This is a genomic window from Legionella cincinnatiensis, from assembly GCF_900452415.1.
Lineage (GTDB): Bacteria > Pseudomonadota > Gammaproteobacteria > Legionellales > Legionellaceae > Legionella > Legionella cincinnatiensis.
In genome coordinates this window covers 250855-262751 of the sequence record NZ_UGNX01000001.1, presented here as the reverse complement: position 1 = coordinate 262751, position 11897 = coordinate 250855, and the positions used below count along the sequence as shown (strand labels likewise).

Sequence of the window (11897 nt, the reverse complement as noted above, 5' to 3'; positions counted from 1 at the left end):
ATAATGAAAAAATCATGCTACAGCAGGAGAGGGCCTCTTGGACCAATACTTCATAACCCAGTTGTAACATAGGTTCATGAATTTTAATAATAATAAAACAAAAAAACATTCTAATAAATTAATGAAACCTAAATAGGGGATATTTAATCCTGAAACACACCAATAACCCAATATTAATCCTAGTTGTGAAAGTACAAATTTATTTTTCAACATAGAAAAACTTATCCATTCTATAGAGCACAATAAAAAACAAACACCAAACATACCTAAAAAAACTAAAAGGCGAGAATGAGCGTAATTTAATATCCCCACTAAACCTGGCAATGATGAAAACATAGTTTTTGGAGTAGCATTAACATACTTATTAAGTTTCAATACATAGCGTGTATAACATCCCACATCGCCTACAGAAGGCTTTTCTAAAATGCCTCTTTTAAAAAAAGCCCAACTTGATTGTGGATAAGCAGTGGTCGCCATAACCGCTTCTAACCCCACCCATCGACCTACAAAGAGTTTTTTCAATTGATTAGAAAATCTCTTTTCTGTAGCCCTCTCCTCTAGTTGAGAAGCAGTTACCTCAGCGAGGTCCTTAGAATTTTCTGTATCTGCTGTATAGTATTGTGCCCGAATAATACTCACTAAAATTAAAGACAGCACTGCAAAAGTTAAATAAGTAAAAATGACCCTTCGATTTTCCCATAAAGATAATCGTCTCAAAGAAAAGCCGGAACTCGAAAACAAAATTAATAGATAAGGCAAAGTCCAGAAAATATAAATTGCTCTACTTAAGACAGATAAAGTAGTGATAAACGCCATGAAGCAAACCCAATAAAATCGCTTCTTCTTTTGTTCTAGATCGCGCTCCCATCCTAAAAATGTAGCCATACATAAAGGAACAACAATCACCATACCCCAAATCATTAACGCATTTAAATGAAAGGGCAATACAATTTGAGGTCGTAATCCAGTCACTGAAATATGGTAAAAGAAATTGATGACATTCACTGTTACACCAAAGAAAACGAGAAAATACCAGAGAAAGTTACTATGCTTGAGATACCATTGAGGAATATTGCATTCTTCTTTTCTCTGGAGGTTCTTTTTCGTCCAGAAGAAAGACAATAAATTAGCCAATAAAACCCCAGATGCCGCCAAACTCGAGATCAGCAAAACCTGATCCCAGACCTCTGGATTTGCAAACTTAGATGTCCAATAGCCAGTCGGCTCAACAAAAAATACTCCTAAAATAAGATGGGCCATTAATTTTACCCAAAACCCTAGGAATAACATGATCTGGATGTAACAAATGACATACGTTTGTGAACAACAAAATGCAGAAAAAAATACTGTTAACCAAATAATGTCAAAAGCAAAATAATAAAGAGAAGCCCCTTGATAAGAATTTACTCCCAACATGGATAAAAGAAATAAAAATAAAACTAAAACAAACCCATATTTAGGGTTAAGTATCTTCACAGTCATTTATTTACCTTCGGTAATTTCTTTAGATAAAGCTTTTTTGTAAAATAATTTAAAATAATTCGGTATATGTCTTGCTTGAGAAATTGGCTTGGATCAAGCTTTAGCGTAATCCCCAGGTAACGTATCGCTGTTTTATAGCGACCTGACTCCAGATGAGTTCTCGCTGCAAATAAATAAGACCGACTTAATATTTTGTCTTTTGCATCAATTAGCTTTTGATCAGCGGTCATTGTTAATTCATTTTTCATCACAGTTATGAATTCATCAGCTGTGTCAGCGCTCACTTTACTTGCAGATAAAGCTTGAGAGTGTACTCGAGAATAACCCAGTACTTTAGGGATGTACTTAAACTTACCTATTTTTGCTAAGCGTAATTGATAGGCATAATCAGGCATCAAACGATATTTACTATCCCAGCCGCCGATTTGATTGAATGCTGTTTTTAAAAAAAATGAACCTACCCCAATTCTACATTTTGCGTGAAAAACAAAATCATAATAATCATATTCAGGCGCTGTATATTTACGAATGACCTCCGATTGACTATTAATCACAAAATTATCGGGATAAGTTAAGATAATATCCGGGTTTTCCAGAAAAGTGCTTACTGCAGTACTTACCGCATCTTTGGTTAAGAGATCATCTGCACTTAAATACCCAATAATCTCTCCTCGGCTCAAATGCCATCCTTGATTCAGCGTCGCTGCTTGTCCCATATTCGCATGCGAATCATAATAAAATTGACCTTTATATTTTTGCAAAAATTCAGCAGTGTTATCTGTTGAACCATCATTTAAAACAATCAATTCAATATTCGGATAATCCTGCGACAAAACACTCTCTATTGCTTCCTCCAAATAAGGCATAGCATTGTAAGCAGGAATAACAATAGAAACTAAAGGTTGTGGGTTCTCCAACATCATCGTCCTTTTATATAATCTTTAATGCTAAATATGAATTACTGGATTGAAAACCAGCATTCTTTAAGTTATCCAGATTATAAACACTATTTGCATAACATGAACAGAACAAATATTTAACCGAGTTCATGCTGTCGCTGGTTTGAAAGAAAATAATACAAATGGTTTGCCGGCCAATTACATTCGAAATGTCTGCGATTAAATACTTTAGCTGAAGTATAATAAATATATTTATCAGAGCTAAAATTATATCGATATAATTTTTGAACCATATTCATCGCTTTTTCAGAAATGTCAGAATACTTGCCATAAGGCCAAGCAAAATACGCACACTCATTCTGCAGCATATCTTCTATTTTTCTCTTACACTCCGTAATTTGCTGTTCCAAAAACATTGAATCACTGCTTAACAAGCGTTCATGATCTAAGCCATGAGCTCCAATAATAAAGCCCCGCTGGTGCAATTCCTGCACCATGTCCACATTCATTGGTTTTCTAAACGCCAGATGTGGTGCTTTTTCCTTAAGAAATTTACGAATATATTCGTCATTACCATAGGTAAAATTAGGATTAATAAAAAAAGCAGCATTGACATTAAACTCTTCCAAAATAGGAGCAATCTCATGATAACAATCATCAAATCCATCATCAAAAGTAAATGCTACAGCAGGACGAGTGAGTTGTTTTTTTGCTAAGATTAATTCACATGCTTTTTCTATATTTAAAAAATCAACATGAGGCGATAAACAGTGTAATAATTGGCGAAATTTATATTCACCTCTCTTTCTTTGATCACCAATAATATGGCCATTTAAAATGTGTACACAAGGAGAAATTTTTTTGAAATTTCCCAAAATAGAAAGGTAGCTGTGTCGCAGAAACGGTCTAAAAGGTATCATAATCTAAATAGGTAAAATTAAGTGTTCCTAAATCAGCATCAGCGCTGAAATTAATATAACAATAAGCCAAACTCTTTTTAGAGAATCCAAGCTTTCCCATATTAATATTCGCTAATTTATTGGGTGAGCAATACGTTTTGATCCTCATAATTCCCATCAACGCGCAAATAAATTTCAATCTACGCAATGCCTTTCTTGCATCAGAAGATTTTCCATAATTATATAGAGCCCCAATGCCAATGCTATCACTTTCAACTTTTAAAACTAAAAAAACCTCTTGATATTGCAGAAGAATACAATTATGGCCAAGCTTATAATTAAAAAAATCCTGATCGTGGATCACCCCTTCTGCATTTTTTTGAAAAGAAAGCAGCTTTTCAGGTAAAACTTCATGCGCTGTAAACCATTTTTTTAATAAACTTAATAAAGTATTACCATGCCAAGCTGCTTGTTTCTTTTTTTTCAACAAACGTGCATAGGGTAAAGTAGGTACAAACAAATTCACAGAAAGCATATCATACGCATGCGTCCACCCTAATTTTCTCACTAAACCAGGATAAGAATTTTTATTAGGAAAACCATATACAAACTGAATACCCAAACTTTTTCCAAGCTCATAAGTAAGTTGGGCAAGTGCTACGAATAATCCTTTATTTCGATGATCAGGATGAGTCATGGTATCACCGGATTGAGCGGCCATAATAACAGTTTCATTGAGTTTGACTCGAAGTGGTAAAATTCCATAGTAGGCGGCAGCTTCATTGGTTTTATTATGATAAGCAATATAACCTACGTAAGAAGCACCAAAACACTCAGTTGCGTATTTTTTTTTAAATTGCTCCATGTTGACATCAACGCCATAGATCACTTTCACTAAGTGCATCAAATCCGCAAAATTTGATTCGTTTAATCTACAGTATCGATAATTGTCCATATTTAGGGTCTAAATTATATAAGATAAAAAAAGATAAGAATATTGAAAACCAATAAACAAATTAAAATCCATCTGCAATTTCTAGTGGCACGTAGAATAACATCTGTCCCTTCAAATTGTCCACTCATGAATACCTTCATCGCTCTGTAGTCAGTCCTCTCCCTCTCATTAAGGAAAGGGAATGCAAGACCGCAAAGAGCACAGCCCTTAACTTAAGAAATTTGTCATTGCCGCAAAAGCGATAGTCAATTTTTCCTTAAGTGGGCGACTCTCCATTCCTTAAGTCAATGCCAGTACAGCTACGGAGTGACTGCTAATTTATAATTTTTATTTTCTTGCTTAAAGTAAAAAAACACAATAATGCCCATGAGTAACCAATAAACAAAATACGTTAATGCAAAAGCATAGGTTACCCCTGGTAATCCATATGTTCTCGCAAGCACATGGCTAAGACTTACAAAAATGAGACTCAAAATAACCTCGGTAAAAACATATGTTTTCGTCCAAGCTTTAGCTAAGAGCAAATAAGTAAATAGCCAACTTGCTATGCGAAAAAAATCGCCCAAAAGTTGATAAGAAAATAATTCCGTTGCTGGGGCGAATGTTTTGCTATAAAGAAGATTAATGATAAGGCCCCGAAAAAGATAAATAACGATTAAAATAAATCCAATAAGCGGCATAAAAATTCGATGAGTGTCCCTTATCTCTTGTTTTAGGGTTTGGGGTGTTTGTAACTCTGATAAACGCGGTAAATAATAAGTGGTTAATGCTGCAGTGACAAACAATAAATAAGCATCCGATAAACGTACAACAGCCTGCCAGTAACCAACACTCTCCCATCCAAACAATGTACTTAGATCATTACGAACAACGATTTGCGCAAGAGGGACGGTTAATGTACTGACACTACTCATAAATGAATAACGTAATAAATTAATTAAATATTCTTTTTTGATTTTCAACGAAAATAGGAGGCGAAACCAATCTTTACGAAAAACAAATAATAATGAAACAACAAGAGCCAATGATTGTGCAATCACAAAGGAGCACAAAATACTTTTTAACGGATAAAAAACGGCGACACTACTCATGATTATAAGACTAAGCAAACTGGAGATAATCGTGATACAGACCAGCAGGCGAATCTGTTTAAACCCATTTAAAATGGCGCACAATAATAAATGCAGGGCAATAAATAATTGAACAAATGCCATCCAACGCATTAAGTATGCATATTGAGTTGAACCTAAAATCCATTCCGCTAATTGTTGACTATAAATAAAGCCTAGCAACGTCGTAACAAGAGAAAATAATAAAGTATAAAGAGTCGCGGTGGGTAAAAAACTCTGGAGTTCTCCTGTCTGAGCATATTCGGCAACATATTTTATCACCCCTAGAGCAATGCCTCCTCCAGCAATGGTGGCAAAAATATTGGCTAATGACATAAATTGTCCGAGTATGGCTATACCTTCAGGCCCAGCATACAATGCAATTATTTTTAGGCTTAACATACCTGCTAGAATTTTAACAAGTGTTGATATCCCGGAAAAAAAAGAGGTTTGTAATAACTTACTGTAAATTTTCATTAAAATTACAACTTTTCAACCATTGAATTTAAAAACAATCTGCTGGATTAAAGTTAACTTCACACTCAGATTATTTTTTTATTTAATTAAGGTAGATTGCTCATTTTAGAGAATTATAAGAAGCAAATGTAGTTCTTACCACAATATTTTTAACTTAATGAAAAATAAGCATCCAGCAATGCCTCCCCAACTTATATGATATTCTAAAAAATTTCACTTAATTTGACTCCGCCCTGCCTCCAATTTTTAGTTTTCATGACTTGGAAAATATGCTAGTTTTACCGCCATTAAGAATTACGGTCATGTAATTTAGTGCATCATCTTTAGGATTTAGAAGGAAGTAACAAAACTAAAGCCTCTATAAATGCTTTTGGGGAGAGAAGAATGTCCAATCCGAGTTTCATGGATACGAAGCGTATTCTCGCTTTGGATGGGATTCGTGGTATTGCATTTCTTATGGTGTTTGGAGCTCATATAGGTATTTTGAGCTCAGGCTTTTTTGGTGTGGATCTCTTTTTTGTTTTAAGCGGATTTCTCATTACCTCTCTTTTGTTACAAGAACAAAAACGTTATGCATCAATCAACCTCTATAAATTTTATCTACGACGTGCGTTACGCTTACTCCCAGCTCTTTTTGGTGTGTTACTTGGTGTTTTACTTTATACAGGTATTATGTTTCCGTTTTCGAAGTTTTTATCAGCATTATCGGATGCTTGGCGTATCCTGCTTTATATTTGGAATTGGACTTTATCGGCAGATTGGTCAGTAACTAAAGATTGGAGCTACATCGTTGAACACCATCAACATATGTATAATCATTTATGGTCCTTATCTGTTGAAGAACAATTCTACATTGTTTGGCCTTGTTTATTACTAATTCTATTGAAACTACCGCGCAAAGTAGTTTTATTTTTTTTATTGATCGGAATAGTAGCACCAGCCCTAGCACGTTTTATCTGTTGGCATGAAGGCTCCTCACTTTGGATTTACTTTCGTACTGACATGCGCCTCGATAATCTCTTCTATGGAGTGTTTGTTGCGTGGCTTGTAAATTGGGACATTGTCCCCAAAGGCAAAAATCGGGTTCTTTTATCATGGGCGGGAATGATTGCTTTCGTTGGATTGATTGGGTTAGGTATCCCGGATTTTCTGACTCACGGTGAAGTCTATCAAGGATTGTTCAGTCTTGCTGCATTATTTTCAGCACTATTAATCGCCTCAGCAGTATATTGTCCACTGGCGCCACTTAAATATTTACTTGAACTTAGATTATTATGTTGGATAGGGAAAATTTCTTATGGATTATACCTTTGGCATTATCCTGTTGTTGAAATCCTTACAGGGCAAAATTTCTCTAGCCCTTTTTTGAGAGATCTCGCAATTATTGTCACTACTTTTACAATTTCAGCGCTTTCTTATTACAAATTAGAGCTTCCATTTTTGAAACTAAAAGAAAAAATTGCCCATGTAAATTCCTCCTCTTGTTCCACTGGAGATTTATACATCTCTCCTGCACCACATCAATCACAATAATATTCGCTACTCACTGAGAAGGGGAAGGAATTAGGAAAGACGAAGCAATTAACCGCTACCGTCACGTTTGTAACGAGTTCTATTGAAAAATTGGCTCCTTTTACATTATAGTTGCATCCAAATTTTCTCTTATTTAATTGAACAAGGATTCAACCATCATCCGCTCTCTTCCATCCAAGCAGCTGATTCTCGAAAATGGTGCATTGGGCTATCGACCGGATATAGATAGCTTACGCGCTATTGCCATTTTGCTTGTATTAATCTTTCACGCTTTTCCAGAACGTTTGCCGGGTGGATTCATTGGGGTGGATGTATTTTTTGTTATTTCAGGTTTTCTTATTAGCTCTATTATTTTTAAAAATTTAGAGAATAATCAATTTAGCTATTTACATTTTTATGCGCGCCGAATTAAGCGTATTTTTCCTGCCCTAATAGTAACGCTCATCGGATGCTATATCATCGGCTGGTCTCTTTTATTCGCAAATGAATACAAACAACTTGGAAAGCATATCGCTTCTGGTGCATTTTTTATTTCTAATTTTACTTTGTGGAACGAAGCGGGCTATTTTGATCAAAGTGCTGCAACCAAACCATTATTGCATTTATGGTCACTTGCTATTGAAGAGCAATTTTATATTTTTTGGCCATTATTAATCACTTTTCTGTGGAAACGAAAATATAACCTTTTTATTTTAATTGCCTTTATTGTTTTATCGTTTTTAACAAATCTTATTTACATTCAAACAAATTCAGTTGCCGGTTTTTATTCACCCTTATCTCGATTTTGGGAGCTTCTTATGGGTGGAATTCTCGCTTATTTTAAGCCCCATCAACCGAATTATTTTACCAAACAAGCTAACTTACAATCTATGTTAGGCCTAACACTTATCGTTGTCAGTGCCTTATTACTTAATCAAGAAAAATCTTTTCCTGGATTTTGGGCCCTGTTACCGACTATGGGAACCTTTTTAATTATTTCTGGAGGGCCCAAGGCCTGGATTAATCAAACTATATTGAAAAATAAGATCTTAGTAGGGATTGGTTTGATTAGTTTTCCCATTTATTTAATTCATTGGCCTCTTTTATCATTTGCGCGCATAATGACTGGAAACAGCTTAAAATGGGAGATACGCCTTTTTATTTGCCTCATAAGCGTTTTAGGCGCCTGGTGCATTTACTTTTTTATCGAAAAACCTATTCGTTATAATTTATATAAAAAACCACTAACCATTTCTCTTGTCTTATGCATTATCCTGTCAGGTACTTTAGGATTTATCACCTATAAATACGACGGCTTTCATTTTCGCTTTCCTGCGCTGATGAATGAGATTAACAACTATGCCGATTACGATTACCGTACTGTTTATAGAGAAGGTAGTTGTTTTTTAAAACCAAATCAAAATTATAATGCCTTTAAAACAAAGAGTTGCACCATTGGTCACTCAAAATATAACTCTATTTTTTTGTGGGGAGATTCCCATGCCGCTCATCTCTATCCAGGCTTAAAAGAACAATTAAAAATGACCAGTAGCATGACTCAATTAACTGCTTCTGCTTGCCCCCCAATTTTAGGAATGAACAAATCTGATCGCCCTCACTGCAAAAAAATTAACGACTTTGTTTTTCAACGGATACAAAAAGAAAAGCCAAATGAAGTTATTTTAGCCGCCCGATGGACCGCTTATGATTGGCAAAAAGTAGAATTTACGATCAAGCAGTTACATCTTATAGGAATAAAAAAGATTACTCTTATAGGACCAATTCCAAACTGGATAGATACCTTACCCACCCTATTATTAAATAATATTAGAAAAAACAGACTCAGTACCATCCCTGAACGATTAGCCCTGGAAGTAGATTTACACCCTCAAGAGCTTGATAAAAAATTATTACTTTTGGCAAGAGCACAACACATTAATTATATTTCTCCTATTAAAATTCTGTGTAACCCAAAGGGATGTTTAACAACAGCGAGTGCTGGCAAAAAAAAGGAGCTCATGACCTGGGATGAGGCACACTTGACGTCTACAGGATCGAGAATGCTCGTTGCCCATTTCTTCAATGATCCGCACGCTTAATGCTTTAGCATTGGTTATGAAATCAACGACAGTCTCCTTATAACGTGATTGGAGAAGGCAAGCTGTTCTTCCAAGTTAGATGCGTGATGATATTCACCAAGTGCAGTGAGTTTGGGTAAAAAAAGATCCACTAATAAATTTCTGGTGATCCTATCTTCTGCCGAAAGTGGATATCGTTTTTCGATACATCCTTTTTGGGCTTGTTCTAATAATTCTGTTGCGCGCACACTTAAGCCAATTACGGCGAAACAGTTACCGATATTAAGCGGCCAGCCTTGCAGTAATTGCGGATCCTGAATTACCTTAAAGAAACTATTAAAGACGGAAAAAAGAGGACGATTATCTTTCCATTGATTTTGGATCTCTTTTTGCCCAACTAATAGGGTTCCTGGTTCACGTGCAAAATCAAGAACAATACTTCCTTCATTGACCACAATTTTCCGAATCCTTTGTGATGCTCTGCGAGAAAGACAAATATTGATCGTTTTTGTCCCTAAGACGGCCTCCACTACAGCCACAGAATTTTCTTCATGATAAGCAACGAAAGTGATGTCCAGGGTTTCATCAGGAAATAAAAAATACAATAACGACCAACAATGTTGAAAACTATCATGCATTAATGGCGTATAAATATCACCTATTTTCTTTTCTCCATGTCGTGTTTCACAAAAGGGATCTTGCCAAATAACATCTAGAGAAGAAATTTCAGTATTTTTTAAATAACGTGCAAAATCCTGTAAATAACTTGCATACATAAACTCAAAATTAACACCAACAGCAACTTTATTGAGATTACTTAGAGTAATCAATTCTTGTGCTTCACTCACACTAAGACTGAATGGTTTTTCGGATAAAACTGGAATTCCAAAGCTTATGGCTTGTTTAATGTATTTAGAATGTGTGCTTGATAAGCTTGCAACAATTACTGCTTGGGGACATAAATCCCAGGCTTGATTTTCTTCAGAGGTGATCAATACATTCTTAATGTTTTGTCTTTTTAGCCAATGAACATTATCTGCATAACCATTTTTGGTGACCCAAATAACCCTAAGATCAGGATAGTTATCAAGTAATACGGAGAGCAAAACGCGTGCCCATCGCCCTCCGCCAAAAAGACATACCAAAGTTATCAATGCAATTACTCAATAACTTTAAATTCTGGCATGGGCATAATAAATTTAGAACGGAGACCGCGTGCTCGCAATTGCTCCATAATTGGTTCAGCATAATGCCAAGCCAAAAGAACAACGTAGGCTGGTTGTTCATCAAGCAAACGTTGATTGTTAACAATTGGGATATGAGTTCCTGGTAAATATTTATTTAACTTCAATGAAGTGGGCTGCTCGCCTAAGTAAGGCAACAAATCAGGTCCTATTCCAGCAAAGTTTAATAAAGTACTGCACCGACCTGGGCAAGAATTTCCCACAATACTTAAATTTTTCTGATTACATTGAACAATAAATTCAAGTAATTGATTTTTTAGGTTAATCGATTTCTGACCAAATTGGCGATAATAATCAGGATTTGATAAACCTATTCGCTCCTCTTTAGCCAGGAGTTCATTTACAGATGCCTTTGGAGTATGGTTTTTTCCCTTAGCAACATAGACACGAATATTGCCACCATACCGCGACACTTCTTTGACATCAACCACAGTAAAATTATAGTAGCCAAACAAAGTGATTAAGGAACGCAAGGAATAAGTACGTAAATGCTCATGATAGATAGTATCAAACTGTAATCGCTCCATCACTGGAATTAAATAATGGTTTTCAAGAACAAAAAAACCATCATCAGCAACCAGAATCTCAAGGCCTTCGATGACATCACCTAATGACGCCATATGAGCGAACACATTTGTAGCGGTCACTAATTTTGCCGGTCCTATCGTGTTAACGATTTGCTGTGCAATTTCTTGATTAAAAGGAGAATGAATCGTTTCAATTCCTTCCTGATTTGCTATATGAGCAATATTGGTTGGCTCAATCCCCAAAACACGCATTTGTTCTATTTTAAATGCGGACAGCAATGTCCCATCATTTGAACCTATATCACACACTAAATCATCGGGACAAAGATTTAAATCATGCACCAACTCCGTAGCCATTTGTTGTTGATAGGCTACTAATTCTCGAGTTACACCAGTTCGATAGGGGTAATCTTGATGATATACCACCTCCCCCTGCACCACATAATTCAATTGTGAAAGAGTACAATCTTTGCACCACATCTGACATAAGGGATAAAAAGTCTCAGGTTTTTTGAGCTGTTCAACAGTGAGCAAACTATCGCAAAGAGGTTGATTACGTAAATCAAGCACTGGCTCTAAATTTTCTGAACCGCAAATTTGGCAGTACTGTAAAAATCCTGGTGAAAGGTTATGATTTGGCCTGCTTTTTATTCCTGATCGTGCGTACATAAGCCTATTTGATAGTAAAATTGCGATGTGATACGATACTTTAAAT

General features: G+C 35.6%; 9 protein-coding genes. 2 read left to right on the top strand and 7 right to left on the bottom strand.

Annotation, left to right across the window (positions count from 1 at the left end; translation table 11 throughout):
* Positions 1-12: 12 nt before the first annotated feature.
* From DYH34_RS01130 to DYH34_RS01110, 5 genes are all read right to left on the bottom strand, one after another.
* Positions 13-1482 (bottom strand): hypothetical protein, encoded by a 1470-nt coding sequence (locus DYH34_RS01130; RefSeq protein ID WP_058464035.1) that lies wholly within the window; start codon positions 1480-1482, stop codon positions 13-15.
* Positions 1479-2405 carry a glycosyltransferase gene (locus DYH34_RS01125; RefSeq protein WP_238589436.1) on the bottom strand — a complete coding sequence of 309 codons (927 nt, stop codon included), beginning with the start codon at positions 2403-2405 and terminating at the stop codon, positions 1479-1481. Before DYH34_RS01125 ends, DYH34_RS01130 begins: the two co-directional genes overlap by 4 nt.
* A 113-nt stretch (positions 2406-2518) precedes the next feature.
* Positions 2519-3301: a polysaccharide deacetylase family protein gene (locus DYH34_RS01120; RefSeq protein WP_058464037.1), complete on the bottom strand. Its 783-nt coding sequence runs from the start codon at positions 3299-3301 to the stop codon at positions 2519-2521.
* Positions 3288-4235: a GNAT family N-acetyltransferase gene (locus DYH34_RS01115; RefSeq protein ID WP_058464038.1), complete on the bottom strand. Its 948-nt coding sequence runs from the start codon at positions 4233-4235 to the stop codon at positions 3288-3290. The genes DYH34_RS01120 and DYH34_RS01115 overlap by 14 nt, the downstream gene beginning before the upstream one ends.
* 299 nt (positions 4236-4534) lie before the next feature.
* Positions 4535-5821: an O-antigen translocase gene (locus DYH34_RS01110; RefSeq protein WP_058464039.1), complete on the bottom strand. Its 1287-nt coding sequence runs from the start codon at positions 5819-5821 to the stop codon at positions 4535-4537.
* A 384-nt stretch (positions 5822-6205) separates the two neighbouring features.
* Between DYH34_RS01110 and DYH34_RS01105 the strand changes: the two genes are divergently transcribed.
* Together DYH34_RS01105 and DYH34_RS01100 are read left to right on the top strand one after the other, a co-directional pair.
* Complete coding sequence (locus tag DYH34_RS01105) at positions 6206-7354, top strand: acyltransferase family protein (protein ID WP_058464040.1); 1149 nt, start codon at positions 6206-6208, stop codon at positions 7352-7354.
* Positions 7355-7557: 203 nt separating this feature from the next.
* Entirely contained in the window at positions 7558-9432 is a 1875-nt protein-coding gene (locus DYH34_RS01100) for an acyltransferase family protein (RefSeq protein ID WP_058464330.1), read from the top strand.
* Between the two features lie 14 nt (positions 9433-9446).
* Here the strand turns inward: DYH34_RS01100 and DYH34_RS01095 are convergent, their stop codons facing one another.
* Both DYH34_RS01095 and DYH34_RS01090 read right to left on the bottom strand, forming a co-directional pair.
* A complete protein-coding gene (locus DYH34_RS01095; RefSeq protein ID WP_058464041.1) occupies positions 9447-10565 on the bottom strand; it encodes a Gfo/Idh/MocA family oxidoreductase in 1119 nt (372 codons plus the stop codon).
* Positions 10566-10570: 5 nt separating this feature from the next.
* Positions 10571-11851 carry a class I SAM-dependent methyltransferase gene (locus tag DYH34_RS01090; protein ID WP_058464042.1) on the bottom strand — a complete coding sequence of 427 codons (1281 nt, stop codon included), beginning with the start codon at positions 11849-11851 and terminating at the stop codon, positions 10571-10573.
* Positions 11852-11897: the final 46 nt, after the last annotated feature.